This window comes from Streptomyces sp. CC0208, assembly GCF_003443735.1.
GTDB lineage: Bacteria > Actinomycetota > Actinomycetes > Streptomycetales > Streptomycetaceae > Streptomyces > Streptomyces sviceus.
The window spans coordinates 8,221,296-8,238,983 of the sequence record NZ_CP031969.1 but is presented as its reverse complement, the minus strand read 5'-3'; the positions used below and the strand labels follow the sequence as shown (position 1 = coordinate 8,238,983).

Sequence of the window (17,688 nt, the reverse complement as noted above, 5' to 3'; positions counted from 1 at the left end):
CACCCTCAACCAGCATCACCAGAACAGGAGTCGCGCCGCCATGGGCGAGATCAACGCTGGTCAGGCCATCGTCAATGCCCTGCGAGCCGAGGGCGTCAGCCATGTCTTCGGCATGCCTGGCGGTCATGTTCTGCCCCTCTACGACGCCATCCACCGCACGCCCGGCATCAGCAGCTTCCTGGTACGCCATGAGCATCACGCGGCGGCCATGGCGGCGGCGTACGCCCAGCTCACCGGCCGGCCCGCCGTGGTCCTGGCCACCGCCGGACCGGGCGTCACCAACACCCTCACCGCGGTCGCGGAGGCATACGTCGGGGCCCTGCCCATGATCGTGCTCGGCGGCCGCGGCGCCACGGCGACCGCGCACCGGGGCGCCAGCCAGGAGGTCGCCACCGACCAGGTGTTCGCCCCCGTCACCAAGTGGTCGGTCCGGGTCGACCGGGCCGACCTCCTCACCGACGTCCTGCGGCAGGGCTTCGCCCGCGCCCGCGGCGGCAGGCCGGGCCCCGTCCTGATCGACATCCCGCGTGACCTGCTGACCCTCGACGTCCCCGACAAGCCGTACCTGCCGGTCGGCCCGCCCGCCCGGCTCGCCGCCGACCAACCGGCCGTCGACGCCGCGGCAGCGGCCCTCGCCGCTGCCCGCAGCCCGCTCCTCGTCGCGGGTGGCGGAGTCGCCTCCTCCGGAGCCTTCGACGAACTGCGCGCCCTGGCCGAACGGCTGTCGGCCCCCGTACTGACCAGCCTCGCCGGACGCGGCAGCCTCCCCGACGACCACCCCCTCGCGGCCGGTGGCCTCGGCGCCCACCGCAACCCGGTCGCCAAACGGCTGCTCGGCGAAGCGGACGTGGTCCTCGGCCTCGGAACCCGCTTCGAGGAGATGGAGACCAACTGGCAGCCCACCGCCCTCCCGTCCCCCGACGCCACCTACATCCAGGTCGACATCGACCCGGCCGAACTGGGCCGCGCCATCCCGGCCCACATCCCCGTCAACGGCGACATCAAGAGAGTCCTGGAGCAACTGCTCACCGCCCTGCCCGAGGACACACACGCCGACCCCGGCCGCACGGAGCGCCTCCTCCAGGACATCACCGCCCTCGACGCCGCCGTCGACCGCATGGCACTCGACGACAGGGCCCCGATCCATCCCGCCCGCGTCATCCGCACCGCCCGTTCCGTCTTCCCCCGCGACACCGTCCTCGGCGTCGACGTCGGCGCCCTCGCCCAGCACATCGGCGGCGCGTTCCCCTTCTTCCGCGTCTACCGACCGCGCTCCGTCATCACCCCGTCCAGCTTCTACGGCATGGGGTTCGCGGCCGCCGCCCTGCCCGCCGCCCGCCTGGTCCACCCGCGGCGGCCCGCCCTGTGCTTCGTCGGCGACGGCTCCTTCCAAATGGTCATGAACATCGTGCCGATGGCCGCCCAGTACAGACTCGCAGTCACCTGGTGCGTGCTCAACGACGACGCCCTCGGCTCCATCCGGGACCTCCAGGAACACACCTACGGCAACCGCATCCAGGACACAGAGTTCCCCTTCCAGCCCGACTTCGCCCGCCTGGCCGAGGCCTGCGGCGCGTACGGCGAACGCGTCGACGACCCGGCCGCCGTACCTGACGCCCTGAAGCGCGCCCTCGCGGAGAACGCGGCCGGCCGCCCCGCCGTCCTGGACTTCGCCGTCGCGCGCACCCGGCTCGCGCAGACCAAGGAGCACTACTTCACGACCTACCCGCAGGACGAGTGATCGTGGCCCGCCTCGGGCCCTCCGAAGCGGGCGCCTTCCAGGGCTCCTTGTCAGCCCGCGTCGGGGATCCAGCTGCCGTGGAAGCCGCGGGGGACCCGGGCCGGCAGATGGACGGTGGCCACGGGGGCCGCGGTGACGTCCTGGGCCGCCAGGATCACCAGGTCGGTGGCGGAGCCGCTCGGGATCATGGACGAACACCGACAGATAGCCGTCGTCCTCGGCGCCACCGGCCGCCGCGGGCACGAAGACCGGCTCGGCGAGCGTCGCGGCCCTGCCGAACGTGCGGATCTCCTGGGTCCCGCGGTGGAGATCGTGCTTGATCAACCGGTTGGAGAACGCGTCGTCAGGGAGCTGCTCGAGTTCAAGGGTGCTGGCGAAGGACTCGATCAGATCGGTGGTGACCGCCGTGTAGCCGTAGCGGTACGGCAGCGAGATCAGCCGGTCGTTGATCCGGGGGAACTCCTGCGGTCGGTCGTCGAGGCGCTGCACAGTGGCCTTCCCCGCGGCCGGGTCGAGGGTGTAGCGGTCCAGGGCGGGCGTGCCGTGGGCTTCGATGGAGCCGGTGGCTTTGGACATCATCCTCGGGTGGGTGACCACGTCCGGAACCACGCGCTCCCCGTCGTCGTAGGCGTTCAGCGTGTGGAAGATCCATACGGGATCCACATCGACCCACCGCACGTCGGCCGCGATTCCCGCCCGCGGTCGGCGTGCTCGGGTTCCGGATGGCTGCAGCAGGCCGACCGTGGCCAACAGCAAGAGCCCATCCACCGAGAGCGGCCGCAACGAGGCGCTCACTCCATCCGCTCCGCCCTGCAACGCGAACTCCCGCTGGTGGACGTACGACGCGTACGCGGCGACCCCAGCAACCACGAGGGCACAGAGGCCGAACCCAAGGATCTGGATCGAAGCGTCGCGCCCGGGCGGACTCCTGGTGGGCGTCGGTGATGTCACCCATCGTCCGCACCGCCTGCCATCCCTGGATGCACCGGCAAGCGGCTGCCCGCAGGGCTCCCGGCACCGGCCTGAGCCAGGCAGCCGACGCCCCGTCCCAGTGCACACTTCCGCGGGAACTCCCGGGAACTCCCAGGTAGAAGCGGGAAGCCCCCAGACACGCAAAGGAGCCCCGACCAAGACATAAGTCCAGGTCAGAGCCCCGATGGCAGACAAGTCGGGCTGTACGCCGGGTTCTGTACGCAGATGGACTTCTGCTTGCTCGTGGCAACGCCGACCGCGTAGGTCCTGACGCTGGATTACGGGTCTGCCAGTGCCGTCGGTTTGTCAGGCTCCACCAGCAGGAGCTGGTTGGTTCTCGATCCATGCGAGCCCTCCGAGGTCCAGTTGGTGCCGGGCGCGAGTGACGGCGACGTAGGCGAGACGGGCGTCCGTTTCGCTCACAGGTTCCGGGATCGGGCAGCCGCTGTCGTCCAGTTGGTCGCTGTCCGGCGGCGGGGGAAAGTCGTCGGCGATTCTGACCCCGAGCCACTCACGGCCTTTTGCCTTGTGGGCGGTGGAGACCGTGACCTCGGCCTTGTCTTCGTCGGTCAGAGCGTCGACGGCGGCGATGATGGCTTCGGGTCCGTGGGTGTCGACAAGTTCGACGAACGGCTGGAGATCTCGGCCTGCGGGATCGTATTCCGCATACTCCTGCAACTCACCCCATGAGGCGAAGAGAACCAGTTCGGGATGGGATGTGCGACGGCCGTCTTTGAGGTCCCGGGCGGCGAGCGCCAATGCGATGAGTGTCTGTCCGCCCCGGGTGAGTGCGACTCCACGGCCCGCCTCCAGCAGTCTCATGACCTCGGTCACGGCGCCGATGTTAGTGCGGCACAGCACCGCGCCTGGGCTCGTGACCAAGCCGACCTTCGTTGGAATGGTGTCGGAACCTGTCAGCCGGATCGGCGCGTCGGTGAACGCGAGCCACCGGTTGGCCTGTTCGGCGAGGAGGGGGCCGAAGCGGAAGGAGCGGGTCAAGGTGAGGTGAACGGCGTCGAAGCCCGTCATCATGTCCCGGGCTCCTCGCCACCCGTAGATGGCTTGGGCGGAGTCGCCGACCATGACCAGCTGGGCGTGCCCGCGTTGGGCGGCGAAGACCCGCTCCAGGACCGGGTTGGTGTCCTGGGCCTCGTCGAGGAGGAGGAAGTCGGCCTCGATCTTCGGCTCGGTCAGTGCCCACATCTTCAGGTAGTGGTCGTGCTCGAAGCGGACTACGCCGTCTTCGGGATCCTGTAGATCCTTCCAAGCCTTTGCGACGAACGGCATGACCGCCTCGGTGAGTTGGGCACGCCTCCTTCGGCGTGCCCAACTTGCGCAGAGCCGGAACGTGGTGGGGAGCCGGGGCTTTGTCGGCGAACACTTACGGCCGAGGGTCGTTGACGTACGGACTCACCGGACTCGACGTCATAGGCGAGCTCGACCCCATCGACGTCCGGATCCGCTTCCACGCGGACCCTCCCTATCCCACATACGGCCAGCGGCCCGAGGACTTCCCGCGCGTCCACGCCAAGCCCGGAGTCCCGTCGAAGCACCGCTACCAGGCCGACGGCGCCCTCTGCCTCTGGTACCCGCTCGACCCGGAAGAGCGACGCTGGACAAGTTCGAAAGGGCTGCTGGACCTCATCGAGATTGTCCGCACACACTTGTTCCTCGAACACTACTGGCGGCTCACCGGCGGTGAGCAGGGCGGCCAGTGGCCCGTAGAGGATGCGCCTCACGGCATGCTGGAGAGTGGTGCGTGGCGGTCATCGCGGCGGCACAGGCGACGGACGGCGGCTGGACCTGGGCCCAGACCGCCGCACTGATCGTCCCCTGCATCGCCCTCTTCGGCGCCTACCTCACCTACACCCTCAACCAGCGGGCCGTACGCAGGGAACGCCGTGCCAAGACCTTCGCCGAAGCCCTGACGGCGGTCGAGGAGTACCTGGAGATGCCGTACCGCATACGGCGACGCCCCAAATCCTCCTCCGCCGTACGCCAACAGCTCACCGACGAAGTCAGCGGCCTACTGGCCCAGATGGCCTTCCATCAGGCGTGGCTCCAGATCGAGGCATCCGCCGTCGCGGGCCCCTACGCGACGCTCGTGGCCACGGCCCGAGCGGAGGCCGGCGCGCAGATGAACCTCGCCTGGGACCAGCCGCCGATCACCACCGACAGCGGCATGAACCTCGGGGTGCCGTATCCGCGGGACCGGTCAAACGCCGCACGAGCCATCTGCATCGAGGTGATGCGCCGCCACCTCGGAGAACGATCGTGATCTTGGTGCCAACTATCCCTCTTTTGTGCCAACTAAGAATCCTCGTCACAAGCGGCCTACCGCCGTACCCGCGGCATCCCCAGACCGATCCACGAGATGATCTCCCGCTGGATCTCGTTGTTGCCGCCGCCGAAGGTGAAGATCACCGCCGAGCGGTAGCCGCGTTCCAGTTCGCCGTGCAGGACCTCGCCCGCCGAGCCCTCCTTCAGCGCGCCGGCCGCCGCGACGATCTCCATGAGCCACGCGTAGGCGTCCCGGCGGGCCTCGGAGCCGTAGACCTTGACCGCGGAGGCGTCCTGCGGGGTGAGGGTGCCGTCCTGGACGGCGTTCACCATCCGCCAGTTGAGGAGTTTGAGCGCGTCGAGGCGGGTGTGGGTCTGGGCGAGGCGGCGGCGCACCCACGGCAGGTCGATCACGCGGCGGCCGTCGGCGAGTTTGGTCTCCATGGCCCAGCGCTGGACGTCGTGCAGGGCCCGGATCGCCATGGTGCCGTGGGCGGCCAGGGTGACGCGCTCGTGGTTGAGCTGGTTGGTGATCAGCCGCCAGCCCTGGTTCTCCTCGCCGACCCGGTGCGAGACGGGGACGCGGACGTTCTCGTAGTAGCTGGCCGTGGTGTCGTGCGAGGCGAGGGTGTTGATGACGGTGCACGAGTAGCCGGGGTCGGTGGTCGGCATCAGGAGCATGGTGATGCCCTTGTGCGGCGGGGCGTCGGGGTCGGTGCGCACGGCGAGCCAGACCCAGTCGGCGGTGTCGCCGTTGGTGGTCCAGATCTTGTGCCCGTTGACGACGTACTCGTCGCCGTCGCGCACGGCGCGGGTCTTCAGGGAGGCCAGGTCGGTGCCCGCGGCGGGCTCGCTGTAGCCGATCGCGAAGTCGATCTCCCCGGAGAGGATGCGCGGCAGGAACCAGGACTTCTGCTCCTCGGTGCCGTACCGCATGATCGTGGGCCCGACCGTGTTGAGGGCCATCAGCGGCAGCGGGACGCCGGCCTGGGCGGCCTCGTCGAAGAAGATGAACTGTTCCATCGCGGTCAGGCCGCGGCCACCGTACTCCTTGGGCCAGCCGACGCCGAGCCAGCCGTCGGTGCCGAGGCGGCGGATGGTGTCGCGGTAGAAGCGCTTCTGAGCGTCGCGGTCGGTGAAACGGGCGTGCGCGTTGTCCGGGACCAGGTCGGCGAAGTAGGTGCGCAGTTCGGTGCGCAGCCGATGCTGCTCGGGTGTGTGGTCGAGATGCACGGCGCCTCCAGGCTTCCCGGGACCGGTCCTGACGGCGCACACCGTAGAACGTGTTCCAGAAATTGGGAACGGCCGGGAGAGGGTCCGTGAAACGGGCCTGTGAGGTGAGGCGGGTCCGTGGAGCCGGTCCACGGAGCGGGTTCGTCCACGCGGAGGAGGTCTCAGTGAAGGGTCGCCATGAAGTCCGTGCACGCCTGCGCGCACTCGCGGCACGCCTTGGCGGCGTCCTCGGCGCCGGCGTGCCGGTCGAGGACCTGCGCGCACTCCAGACAGACCGACCTGCACCATTCCAGCTGGACCCGGATGCCGGCCTCGTCGAGATGGCTCTCCTCGCACAGCACGCGACAGGTCGCGTCGCACACCTCGGCGCACATGATGCCCTTGCGCCGCAGTAGTTCCTGTTCCTCGGTCCCGTCCGGAGCGACCAGGCTCGCACGGAGCGCACAGGCCCGTGCGCACTCGGTGCACGCCTGGGCACACGCGAAGCGGTCCTCCAGGAACTGGAAGAGCTCCTGCTGAGAAGTCGAAGTCGTCACAGGAGGCGGGTAGCCGGGGTACGGGCCGCCAAACCCGGCGTTCCCGGGGGTTCGCGGCACTCCGGGGCGGGTCGCCGGGGCGGGTCGGTTCGCTCGGGGGTCAGGGGGTACTCGCGTGCCATGAACCAAGCCCTGAACAGCGAATGGATGGACCTGGCCGCGGGCCGGGGCGGCCTCGCGGCCGGAGTGATCGCGGCGGGTGTGGTGGTCGTGGCGGTGCTGATCGGCGCCTTCTTCCTGGGCTCCCGCGTCAGGCGCCGCGAGTCGCCTCCACCCACTCCCGAGGAACAGCCGAGGATGCCCGAGGGCGGGCCGGTCCGTGAGGTCAGCGAGCACCGGGAGCCCAGCGAGATGCCCAGGAGCGACACCCGACTGACCCCGCACGAACTGCCCAACCACGGCAACGCGCCGACCCGGACGGGTCCGGCGACCGAACGGCCTCGCTGGGACGAGGGCAGCAGCGGCTCGTTCGGCAGCGGCGGGCCGGGAGGCGGCTGACGTCCACGGCCATGTCGCGGACCCTGTCGTGCGACCGGCCTCGCGGTAACCGTCCGGAACAGCTGTGGGACTGCTGGAGGCGGACGCCCGGTCACTCACCGAGCCGGGCGGCCGCCTCCAGCAGCAGTGCGTGGACGAAGGCCTGCGGGAGGTTGCCGCGCAGCTGACGCTGGGCGACGTCGAACTCCTCGGCGTACAGCCCCGAGGCCCCGCAAGCGCCTCGGTTGCGTTCGAACCAGCGGTACGCCTCGACGGTCCGGCCCTGCTGGTGCTCGGCCATCGCCATGACCAGTCCGCACAGCAGGAAGGCGCCCTCGGCCTCCTCCAGGGGGCGGTCGTCGTGGCGGAAGCGGTAGAGGTAGTGGTCGTCGGCCAGTTCCCGACGGCACGCGGCGAGGGTGGCCCGGGTGCGCGTGTCGGCTGCCGGCAGGGCGCCGCGAACGCCGGGCAGCAGCAGGGCGGCGTCCACGGAGGGGTCGTCGGGGGTGCGCTGCCAGTGGCCGTCGGGGTGGAGGCAGGTGCGCTCGGCGGCGTCGAGGAGGGTGTCGGCCAGGGCGGTACAGGTGTCGGCGAGCGGATGGCGGGGCGCCACCGCGGCCACGGCCCGTAGCCCTGCGACGCAGCTGAGCCTGCTGTGGGTCCACATCCGGTCGTCCAGCTCCCATATCCCCGCGTCGGGTTGCCGCCACCGGTCGGAGACGGCCCGCACGGCGATCTCCACGGCCTTCCAGTGCCCCTCGTCCAGGCGCCCGTGGCGTTCGGCGGCCGCGAGCAGCAGCAGGGCCTCGCCGAAGCAGTCGAGCTGGAACTGCTCGCCGACCTGGTTCCCGACGCGGTCGAAGCCGCCGGGGTAGCCGGGCAGGTCTAGTTCGCGCTGGGCGGGAACGGGATCGCCGTGCACGGTGTAGGCCGGTACCAGACGGGGCCCGTCCGCGTGCAGGCGCGCGGTGACGAAGCCGACGGCGGCGTCGAGAAGGTCATGGGCGCCGACGGCGGCAGCGGCCTGTCCGGCGTAGCTCTGGTCGCGGATCCACACGTACCGGTAGTCATAGTTCCGGCCCTCCTCGGCGCGCTCGGGCAGGCTGGTCGTGGCCGCCGCGACCATGCCCCCGCCCTGTGCGGTGAGGCCGCGCAGGACGGCGTACGCCCGGCGCGCGTCACGAGGGGCGACGGTTCTGTCGAGCGCGGGGACCGTCTCGTGCCAGGCGGCTTCGGTGGCAGCCCATGCCTGCTGCGGCTTCGGTGGTGCGGCCGGGAGGGGGGATACGGCGCACTCCAGGACCAGTTCGTGCCGCTCGCCGGGCTCCAGCTCGATGTCCGCGGTCAGACCCCGCTCCCCCACGACCGCCTGCGGGGCTCCCTGCCAGCGCAGCCGGTGCCGTCCGGTGCGCAGCTCCCACACCCCGTCGTCACCGCGGCGGACCGAAGCCGGGTCGATCGGCGTCGCGCCGTATCCGCTGCGCGGGTCGAGGACGACGGAGACCCGGGCGGGGCCGTCCACCGCGCGCAGCTGCCGCAGCAGGACGAGCCGGTCCGGGGCGCCGGGGAAGGCCAGCGCCTCGCGGCACTCGACGATCCCGTCGTCGGTGACCCAGCGGCTGCGCCAGATGAGCGTGCCCTCTTCGTAGTAGCCGCCGAAGACGTACCGCCCGGCGGGAGTGACGGCGTACGCGCCCCGCCCGCCGACCAGTCCGGCGAAGACCGCCTCGTCGTGCCAGGTGGGCGCGCACAGCCACCCGATAGCGCCGTCGGGCCCGATGAGCGCCCCGCGCTCACCGTCGGCCAGCAGCGCGTAGTCGTGCAGCGCATGGGGCGGGAAGGGGGTGCTCATGGCGTACGAGTACCCAGGGGGTGGGATGGTCAACGACCAGTGCCTTCTGGCGGCTGACCTGGGCTGGAGCGTTGAGCCGTGACCGGCGCAACGGCAGTCCAGGCGAGAGGCAGGGCGGCCGGTCGAGCGGGTAGTGACACGCCGCTCCAGAAGCGCGGCGCCGCGGACGCCGCCGGCGCGGCGCGAGCTCACCGCGCCGGCCCGACGCGCCCCAACCGCCCCCTCCTGAACCTGCGTCCCACGTGGCCGGCCAGGCCATACCCCCTTCCTCACCGGGCCGCCATCCCGCCGCCCGACCCGCCCCACCGGGTTCACACACAACCGGCCCCGGCCCTCCCCCGCCTCGTCACACCTCTCCGCGCCCCTCACTCCCGCCGGTCCCCGACACCGCCGCAGCCACCTCGTCGGATGCCGCACCCCTTGTCCGACCCGACGCGGCGACCTGCGTGTGGCCCGCCCCCGCGCTGCGGGGCCGGCGCAGCAGGACAACAGCCACCACCGCGGCCAGCAGCGTGAGCGACCCCGCGACCGTCAGGCACAGCCGCAGGCCGTCCAGGAAGGCCTCCCCCACGGCCCCCATGGCCCGGCCCGTGTCCGCGCCGAGGTCGAGCCCGGCGACCGCGCCCAGTCCTCCGTGGTCCGCCGCCGTGACGATCCGCTCCTGCGCCGCCCCGGTCAGCCCGGCGTCGGCCAGGTGACCGGGGAAGCTGTCCAGCGCCCGGGTGGTCAGCAACGCGCCCAGGACGGCCGGGCCGAGCGCCCCGCCGAGCTGACGGAACGCGTTGTTGCCCGCGGCGGCCATGCCGGCCAGGTGGTGCGGCACGGAGGCCACCGCTGTCGCGGTCATCGGGGTCATGACGGCCCCCAGTCCCAGCCCCAGCGGCGCCAGCCGCCAGGCCAGGGCGGCAAAGGAGGTGTGCGCGTCGACACCGACGAGCGAGAACAGGGAGGCGGCGACGACCAGCAGACCGCCCGTGATCAGCACGCGCGCGGAGACCCGGTGCATGAGGCGTCCGACGGGCCCGCCGACCAGGATGGCGCAGGCGGTCACCACCAGCATCCGCCAGGCCGCCTGCAGGGTGTCGAGCTGCTGCACCAGCCCGAAGTAGAGGCTGAGCAGGAAGAAGAAGCCGATCAGCCCGAGAAAGGTGATCATCGCGACGAGCGTGGTCGCGGTGAAGGCCGGGCTGCGGAACAGCGCGAGGTCGAGCATCGGACTGTCGCTGCGCCGCTCGGCGAGGACGAAGGCCACCCCGCTGACGACGGCCACCGCGAGAGCCGCCAGCACCTTCGGCGCGGTGAAGGAGTCGGCGCCGCCCTCGATGACGCCGTAGACCAGCGCGGTGACCGCCACCGTGGCGGTGATCTGGCCGGGCCAGTCCAGCCGCCGTTCGTAGGGCGCCCGTGAGTCGGTCAGCAGCCGTGCCGCGAAGACGGTCGCGAGCAGCGAGACGGGGATCGCCAGGAGGTAGATCCAGCGCCAGGCGAAGTGGTCGAGGACCACTCCGGCGACGACCGGACCGACGGCCAGCGCCGCCATGAGCGAGGTGGCCCACAGGCCGATGAACTTGCCGCGCTCCCGGTGGTCGGGCACCGCGTGGCTGATCAGCGCCAGCGTGGTGGGCAGCAGCGTGGCCGCACCGAGTCCGGCGAGGGCCTGCCCGACCCACAGCACCTGCACCGACTGCGCGACGAGCGCGACGGCGGCACCGGCGGCAGAGAACAGCAGCCCGGCCTGGAACACCTTCTTGCGCCCGTGGACGTCACCGACGACACCGGCGGTCAGGATGAACGCGGCCATGGGCAGGACGAACGCGTCCTGGACCCAGGACAGTTGGGCGGTCGTCGCGCCCAGCGCCGACTGGACGGCGGGCAGACTCACGGCGACCGTGGTGACCGGCAGATAGGCGACGAAGACGCCGAGGCAGGCCATGACGAGCGTGGCCGCCCGTCGGTCGGCCGGCCCGCTTGCCGGGGTCGTGACATCCACGGGGAACTCTCCTCTACGGCGACGCGCGCCGCGGTCGTTCACTGCTTTCGGTCGCCACAGCATCCGCGACATCGAGTCAGATCCCCAACGTCCCGGCCAGAAGTGAGCACAAACATCCATACTGAGGCGCGCTGCCGTCATACTTCCCTCATGATTGACGAGGTCGACAGGAAAATCCTCCGCTCCCTGCACTACCACCCCCGCGCCTCCTTCCGGCTCATCGGCGAGGTCGCCGGGGTGTCGGAGCAGACCGCGGCCCGCCGCTACCAGGCTCTGCGCCGCGAGGGCGTGATGCGCGTGGTGGGTCTGATCAACCCGGAGGTGCACGGCCTGGCCCGCTGGGTCACCCGCATCCGCTGCCGCCCCGACCGCGTGGCCCCGCTCGCGGACGCCCTCACCCGCCGACCCGACATCGCCTACGTCGGTCTCGCCTCCGGCGGCTCGGAGATCATCTGCATGATCCTCTCACCGGTCGACGCCCCCCGCGACGACATCCTGCTCCGGCAACTGCCCAAGGCGGCCTCCGTGCTGGACGTCAGCATCGACCTGCTGATCCACGCCTTCGGCACGGTCGGCTTCTCCGAATGGTCCGGATACGGCGGCCGGCTCACCCCCGACCAGGTGGCCCGGCTCACCGCGGACCGTCCGCCCGCCGCCACCGGCCCCTTCCAGCCGCCCACCGTCGAGGACACCCCGCTGCTCGACGCCCTCGCCGAGGACGGCCGTACGACCCACACCCGGCTGGCCGAGCTCACCGGCTGGTCCAAGGCACGCGTCGCCCGACGGCTCGACGCCCTGGAGTCCTCGGGTTCCCTCACCTACGACGTCGACCTGCTCCCCGAGCCGCTGGGCCACCACCTCAACGCCATTCTGTGGTTGCGGGTGGCCCCCGCCCATCTCCAACGGGTCGGCGACGAGTTGGCCGACCACGACGAGGTGGCTTTCGCGGGCGCCATGAGCGGCAACCACAACATCATGGCCGTCGTCAACTGCCGCGACGCGGAGGATTTCTACCGCTACCTCACAACCCGCGTGGCGGCCGTCCCCGGCGTCGACGCCTACAGCGTCAGCATCCGCGTCCGCCGCCTCAAACAGGCCGCGTCCCTCATCGCCCACGGGCGGCTGATCCCTCCGGGCCCGGCGTGAAGGCGGCAACCGAGGATCAGCGCCCGCCCGCGTCCGACTGCCACCGACTGCGACCGACTGCGACCGACTGCACGAAGAGACACGCCGACCCGACCCGGTATGCGCCCGCCACTGGCTCCGACTGCCGACCGATTCTCTTGATCACCCGCTGATCACCCCACCCTCCACAACCACGTCACCCTGAGGCCCCCAACTGCTCTTCGCCTCACAGACGTTGACCCGCCTCCGGTGCGACAGCAGAATGATCCCGCCCCTTTGAGAGCGCTCTCAGACACCCGGCCCACACCTCCCGAGGAGACCCATGACCGGCAGCCTCCGCCCGCCCCTCAGCCGCCGCACGCTCATAGGGACCGGCCTCGGAGCCGTGGTCCTCGCCGCGACCGGCACCGGCACCGGGACCGCCCAGGCGGCTCAGCCGGCCCAGGCCACGTCCGCGGCCTCCGCACCCCGCCGTGCGCAGGCCTTCTTGGCCGCCGCCATGGACGCCTACCCGGACCACGGCGCGGTCCGGCTCACCCAGAGCTACACGGACCAGGCGGGACTGTTCAGCACGGCGTTCACGTACGACAACGCCCTCGCGATCCTGGCCCATCTCGCGTGCCCCGCGGGCGAGTCACGGGCCGTGGCCCTCGGTGACGCGCTGCTGTACGCCCAGGCCCACGACCCGGTGTACGACGACGGCCGACTGCGGCAGGCCTACAACGTCGGGCCGTACACCTTCTACGACGGCTCCCCGCAGCCGGACGGGTTCGTCAAGGCGGACGGCACGGCCAACGTCGGCACGCAGTTCGGCTTCACCGGCACCGCCGTGGGTGACATGGCGTGGGCCGGAATCGCGCTCGCCGCGCTTGCCGGGCGCACCGGTGGGCGGCGCTTCCTGACCGGCGCGGTGCGGATCGGTGAGTGGATCGAGCGGGTGGGGCGGACCGACGAGCCGCTGGGCGGCTACAAGTTCGGCGTCGACGGGGCCGACGGGAGACTGCCGTTCACCTCGACCGAGCACAACACCGACCTGGTCGGCCTGTTCGGGCGGCTCGCCCGGCTGACCGGGGACAGGGTCTGGCGCGAGCGCCGCGCGCGTGCCAAGGCCTTCGTCGAGAAGATGTGGGAACCGTCAGGGGGCTTCTTCTACACCGGCACCAACGACGGCGTGACGATCAACAAGTCGCCGGTCCCGGAGGACACCCAGACCTGGACCCACCTCGCCCTCGCCTCCAAGAGTCACTCCCGCTCCCTCGACTGGGCCGCGACCGAACTGGCCGTACGGGACACGGCCGACCGCCCCAACAGCACGGTTCCCGCCGGCCAGTCCTACGAGGGCGTCACCTTCAGCTCCGCGAGCCTGCTGGCGAACGAGTCCGCCCCCATCGCCGACGGCCAGCCCAGACCCGACCGCAACGGCGTCTGGTTCGAGGGCACTGCCCACCTCGCACTCGCGCTGCGCCACCGGGGACACGTCGGCGACGAGCGGCGCGCCCGCCGCCTGCTCGGCTCGATCGAGCGCGCGCAGGACCTCCTCGGCGGCGCCCAGACCGTCGGCGGCAGGGCTCTCCCGACCCGCTCCGGGGTGGTCTCGGCGAGCAGCCCGCTCGACACCGGTTTCGGGTTCGGCTACTACCCCTACCGGCACACCGGCGCCACGGCCTGGTACCTCCTGGCCACGGCCCGCGCCAATCCGCTGCGGGGCCAGGTCATCGGCACGAGCCGAGCATTGCCCCGCCGATGACGATCTTTGCTGCCCCATGGCAGGGAGATGACCGGATAACCGCTGATCCATGACCGGATCTCTGCCTGCCCGCCCTCATGATGGTCGACGTAAGTAAGGCGTGCCTACGCTAACCAGCGGCGCGGCGGGCCGAGAACGACTGTCAGGAAGGGTCGCAGCGCCCATGTGGGACGACGCGTTTCCGAGCTTCCTCATCGGACTGCGGGAGGGCCTGGAGGCCGGGCTGATCGTCTCCGTACTCATCGCCACGCTGGTACGGTCCGGCGCCCGGGCCAGGCTGCCGCAGGTGTGGACGGGTGTCCTGGCCGCGATCTCCGTCGCGCTGAGTTTCGGCGCTGTGCTGACCTTCACCGCCACGTCCCTGTCAGGGACCGCTCAGGAGGCGTTCGGCGGGGCGTTGAGCGTGGTGGCGGTCGGGTTCGTCACCACGATGGTGTTCTGGATGCGTCGCTCGGCGCGCACCTTCTCCGGTGAGATCAGGGAGAAGGTCACCGGGGCGCTGGGCATGGGCGCGGGCATGCTGATCGTCACGTCGTTCCTGGCGGTGGGCCGCGAGGGCCTGGAGACCGCGCTGTTCCTGTGGACCACGGCCCGCGCGGCCGGCGAGTCCACGGGCCCCCTGGTCGGCGCCGGTACCGGCCTGCTGCTCGCCGCGGGACTGTGCTGGGGGCTGTACCGCCGCGTCCTGCACATCAACCTGACGAAGTTCTTCACCGCCACCGGCGCCGTCCTCATCGTGATCGCGGCGGGTGTGCTCGGCTACGGTCTGCGCGATCTCCAGGAGGGCGGGGTGCTGCCCGGCGGGACGTCGTACGCGCTCGATCTCGGCGGCAGCGTCGACGCGGGGGCCTGGTACAGCACCCTGGTGCAGGGCGTGTTCAACCTGACGCCGACCATGACCTGGCTCCAGGTGGCCGGGTACGTCTGTTACCTCGCGGTCGTGATGACGCTGTTCCTGCGCAGCGCGCCGGGCAGGACGACGCAACCGGCTGCCAAGGCGCGGGAGACGAAGTCGGACCGTCCGGCGCCCGTTCGCCGTCGGCCCGCCTGGGTGGTGCCCGTCACGGTCGTCGCCGTACCCGCCGCACTGGCGGGATTGGCCGTCATCCTCGGCGGTTCCCGGCCGGCCGGTGCCCAGACCGTGGCCGTGTCCGAGACGGACTGCGGCAAGGGCTTCACCGCGCCGAAACCCGGGCGCCGGACCTTCCAGATGCACAACACCGGCGACAAGACCTCCGAGGTCTACCTCGTCGACCCGGACACCGGCGCTGTGTACGGCGAGGTCGAGGGCCTCGCCCCCGGCACCACCCGTGCGCTGGCCGCGACCGTCAGCGGCGGCACGTACGCCTGGCGCTGTGTACCCAGCACCGGGAAGGCGGTCACCTCCCGCGCGGTCCGGGTCACGGGCGGCGGTGGGAGCACGGCGGCGGTCATACCGGTCTCCGCCGCCGACCTGGCCGCGCCGCTCACGTCGTACAAGGCGTACGTAGACCGCGGCCTGGCCACTCTCGTCACGCAGACCCGACGGCTCAGCGACGACGTCAAGGACGGGCATCTCGGGGCCGCCCGCACCGACTGGCTGACCGCACACCGCACCTACGCCTCGCTCGGTGCCGCCTACGGCACCTTCCAGGACTACGACCAGAAGATCGACGGCAGGCCCGACGGACTCCCCGGCGGCGTGCACGACAAGGACTTCTCCGGCTTCCTCCGGGTCGAGTACGGCCTGTGGCACGGCGAGTCCACGAGCGAACTGGCCGCGCCCGCCCGGCAACTCGCCGCCGACGCCGCCGGACTGCGCCAGGCGTTCCCCGCCCAGGACTTCGACCCCGGGGACCTGCCGCTGCGCGCCCACGAGATCCTGGAGAACACCCTCCAGTTCGAACTGACCGGCGACGCGGACCAGGGCAGCGGCACCGACCTCGCCACCGCCGACGCCAATCTCACCGGCACCCGTGAACTCCTCACGGTCCTGCGGCCGTTGCTGACCAGCCGCGCCCCGCATCTGCTGCCCACCGTCGACTCCGACCTCGCCCGGCTTCAGAAACTGCTCGACTCCGAGCACCACGGCGGGAGTTGGACACCGGTCGACCGTCTCGACGCGGCCGCACGGGCCCTGCTGAACGGCGCCACCGGACAGCTCCTGGAGGACCTCGCGCCGGTGCCGGACCTGCTGGAGATCAGGAAGTCCGCGTGACGACCGACGACCGCGAGCACACGCATCCGCACACGCACACGCACACGCATCCCGGAGGGAACCACCCCATGCCGTCGACCGAAGCCTCAGGCTGTCCCGCGGGGGCCGGCCGCCGCTCCTTCGTGAGAACGGCCCTCGGCGCCTCGGCCGCGGGCGCGGCCCTGGCCGGCGGCGCCTTCGCCCTGAGCGCGAGCGGCGGCACGGCCGAAGCGCGGGCCGCGGACCCGTCCGGCAGCGCGGCGGTGCCCTTCCACGGCCCCCACCAGGCGGGCATCCTCACCCCCGCACCGGCCGCGGCCACGTTCGTCTCCTTCGACGTCATCGCCGACGACCGCGCGCAACTGGCCGAACTGCTGCGGACGTTGACCACGCGCGCCCGTTTCCTCACCACCGGCGGCACCCCCACCGACCTCGGCGTCGGCGCCCCGCCCTCCGACAACGGCATTCTCGGCCCGGACGTCCCCGCCGACGCCCTCACCGTCACCGTGGGCGTCGGAGCCTCCCTCTTCGACGACCGCTACGGTCTCGCGAGGGCGAAGCCGCGCCGGCTCACCCCGATGCGGACCTTCCCCAACGACCACCTGGATCCGGCGGCGTGCCACGGCGACCTGTCCCTTCAGCTCTGCGCGGCCCGACAGGACACCGTGCTCCACGCGCTGCGCGACCTCGCCAAGCACACCCGGGGCGCGATGCAGATCAAATGGCGCGTCGACGGCTTCCAGAACGTCCCCCGCCCCAGCGGCGCCCAGCGCAATCTCCTCGGTTTCAAGGACGGCATCGCCAACCCGGAGGTGACGTCGGCCCGTGAGATGGACCGGCTCGTATGGGTGGGCGACGGGCAGGACGAGCCTGCCTGGGCGCGCGGCGGCAGTTACCAGGTCATCCGCGTCATCCGGATGCTCGTCGAGTTCTGGGACCGGGTCTCGCTGACCGAGCAGGAGCAGATGTTCGGCCGCCGCAAGGACACCGGCGCTCCGCTCGACGGCGCCAAGGAGACCGACGTCCCGCAGTACGCCAAGGACCCGCACGGCGCCGCCATCCCCCTCGACGCGCACATCCGCCTCGCGAATCCGCGCACCAACGCGACCGACGACTCCCGCATCCTGCGCCGGGGTTACAACTACGACCGCGGCATCGACGATGTCGGCAACCTGGACATGGGCCTGGTGTTCTGCTGCTACCAGCAGGACGTGCAGCGCCAGTTCGAGGCCACCCAGACCCGGCTGATCGACGAACCCCTCGTCGACTACATCTCCCCGACCGGCGGCGGCTACTTCTTCGCCCTGCCCGGTGTCCGGGACTCCACCGACTGGCTGGGCCGGGAACTGCTCACGACATGACAGCCAGCCCGCCCCGGACCCCTGCGCAGCCCTGCCGCTCCTCCTGTGATCCAGGTCATAACACTTTCAGATCCATTGTAGGCACCACCTACGCACGCGGCGCCTTGTCGTCGGCCGGCTACGAGAACGGTGTCCGACTGGGCGACGGGACGGTGGCGGACCCCCGGGGACGGCAGCAAGATGGCGGTATGCGACGCC

Annotated in this window: 12 protein-coding genes and 2 pseudogenes; 7 read left to right on the top strand and 7 right to left on the bottom strand. The window is 71.4% G+C overall.

The genetic code is table 11. The annotated features are described in order from the left end of the window. Positions 1 to 40 precede the first annotated feature (40 nt). Positions 41 to 1,741, top strand: coding sequence for a thiamine pyrophosphate-binding protein (locus tag D1369_RS37785; protein ID WP_007379954.1), 1,701 nt, complete (start codon positions 41 to 43; stop codon positions 1,739 to 1,741). A 50-nt stretch (positions 1,742 to 1,791) separates the two neighbouring features. Here the strand turns inward: D1369_RS37785 and D1369_RS37780 are convergent, their stop codons facing one another. From D1369_RS37780 to D1369_RS37770, 3 genes and pseudogenes are all read right to left on the bottom strand, one after another. After that, positions 1,792 to 1,929, bottom strand: coding sequence for a carotenoid oxygenase family protein (locus D1369_RS37780; protein WP_118082900.1), 138 nt, complete (start codon positions 1,927 to 1,929; stop codon positions 1,792 to 1,794). A gap of 562 nt (positions 1,930 to 2,491) precedes the next feature. After that, positions 2,492 to 2,611 (bottom strand): annotated as a pseudogene (locus tag D1369_RS44210) (DUF2637 domain-containing protein); the annotation flags it as partial. 408 nt (positions 2,612 to 3,019) lie between these two features. After that, positions 3,020 to 4,088 (bottom strand): annotated as a pseudogene (locus D1369_RS37770) (UvrD-helicase domain-containing protein); the annotation flags it as partial. A 384-nt stretch (positions 4,089 to 4,472) separates the two neighbouring features. On the opposite strand from D1369_RS37770, the gene D1369_RS37760 reads away from it, so the two are divergent. Next, a complete protein-coding gene (locus D1369_RS37760; RefSeq protein ID WP_037898941.1) occupies positions 4,473 to 4,991 on the top strand; it encodes a hypothetical protein in 519 nt (172 codons plus the stop codon). Between the two features lie 56 nt (positions 4,992 to 5,047). On the opposite strand, the gene D1369_RS37755 is transcribed toward D1369_RS37760, so the two are convergent. Next, the gene (locus tag D1369_RS37755; protein ID WP_007379959.1) at positions 5,048 to 6,226 is read right to left on the bottom strand and encodes an acyl-CoA dehydrogenase family protein; all 1,179 of its coding nucleotides are present in this window, start codon (positions 6,224 to 6,226) and stop codon (positions 5,048 to 5,050) included. Positions 6,227 to 6,387: 161 nt separating this feature from the next. Further along, positions 6,388 to 6,762 (bottom strand): hypothetical protein, encoded by a 375-nt coding sequence (locus D1369_RS37750; protein ID WP_007379960.1) that lies wholly within the window; start codon positions 6,760 to 6,762, stop codon positions 6,388 to 6,390. Positions 6,763 to 6,882: 120 nt separating this feature from the next. Between D1369_RS37750 and D1369_RS37745 the strand changes: the two genes are divergently transcribed. Further along, positions 6,883 to 7,260 carry a DUF6479 family protein gene (locus D1369_RS37745; RefSeq protein WP_007379961.1) on the top strand — a complete coding sequence of 126 codons (378 nt, stop codon included), beginning with the start codon at positions 6,883 to 6,885 and terminating at the stop codon, positions 7,258 to 7,260. A 91-nt stretch (positions 7,261 to 7,351) separates the two neighbouring features. On the opposite strand, the gene D1369_RS37740 is transcribed toward D1369_RS37745, so the two are convergent. After that, positions 7,352 to 9,091, bottom strand: a complete 1,740-nt coding sequence (locus D1369_RS37740; RefSeq protein WP_037898944.1) for a glycoside hydrolase family 15 protein — start codon at positions 9,089 to 9,091, stop codon at positions 7,352 to 7,354. Between the two features lie 346 nt (positions 9,092 to 9,437). After that, positions 9,438 to 11,081: an MFS transporter gene (locus D1369_RS37735; protein WP_240436124.1), complete on the bottom strand. Its 1,644-nt coding sequence runs from the start codon at positions 11,079 to 11,081 to the stop codon at positions 9,438 to 9,440. 150 nt (positions 11,082 to 11,231) lie between these two features. Between D1369_RS37735 and D1369_RS37730 the strand changes: the two genes are divergently transcribed. From D1369_RS37730 to efeB, 4 genes are all read left to right on the top strand, one after another. Then, positions 11,232 to 12,227 (top strand): Lrp/AsnC family transcriptional regulator, encoded by a 996-nt coding sequence (locus tag D1369_RS37730; RefSeq protein WP_007379965.1) that lies wholly within the window; start codon positions 11,232 to 11,234, stop codon positions 12,225 to 12,227. Between the two features lie 301 nt (positions 12,228 to 12,528). Next, a complete protein-coding gene (locus D1369_RS37725; protein ID WP_050789666.1) occupies positions 12,529 to 13,953 on the top strand; it encodes a hypothetical protein in 1,425 nt (474 codons plus the stop codon). 163 nt (positions 13,954 to 14,116) lie between these two features. Next, a complete protein-coding gene (gene efeU / locus D1369_RS37720; RefSeq protein WP_037898947.1) occupies positions 14,117 to 16,150 on the top strand; it encodes an iron uptake transporter permease EfeU in 2,034 nt (677 codons plus the stop codon). 68 nt (positions 16,151 to 16,218) lie between these two features. Further along, positions 16,219 to 17,490 (top strand): iron uptake transporter deferrochelatase/peroxidase subunit, encoded by a 1,272-nt coding sequence (efeB, locus tag D1369_RS37715; RefSeq protein WP_118083175.1) that lies wholly within the window; start codon positions 16,219 to 16,221, stop codon positions 17,488 to 17,490. Positions 17,491 to 17,688 lie beyond the last annotated feature (198 nt).

Bases quoted from the DNA above. Each gene is read 5' to 3' on its own strand.
- D1369_RS37785 (WP_007379954.1), top strand. From the start codon at position 41: ATGGGCGAGATCAACGCTGGTCAGGCCATCGTCAATGCCCTGCGAGCC.
- D1369_RS37780 (WP_118082900.1), bottom strand. From the start codon at position 1,929: ATGATCCCGAGCGGCTCCGCCACCGACCTGGTGATCCTGGCGGCCCAG.
- D1369_RS37745 (WP_007379961.1), top strand. From the start codon at position 6,883: ATGAACCAAGCCCTGAACAGCGAATGGATGGACCTGGCCGCGGGCCGG.
- D1369_RS37740 (WP_037898944.1), bottom strand. From the start codon at position 9,091: ATGAGCACCCCCTTCCCGCCCCATGCGCTGCACGACTACGCGCTGCTG.
- D1369_RS37730 (WP_007379965.1), top strand. From the start codon at position 11,232: ATGATTGACGAGGTCGACAGGAAAATCCTCCGCTCCCTGCACTACCAC.
- D1369_RS37725 (WP_050789666.1), top strand. From the start codon at position 12,529: ATGACCGGCAGCCTCCGCCCGCCCCTCAGCCGCCGCACGCTCATAGGG.
- efeU (WP_037898947.1), top strand. From the start codon at position 14,117: ATGTGGGACGACGCGTTTCCGAGCTTCCTCATCGGACTGCGGGAGGGC.
- efeB (WP_118083175.1), top strand. From the start codon at position 16,219: ATGCCGTCGACCGAAGCCTCAGGCTGTCCCGCGGGGGCCGGCCGCCGC.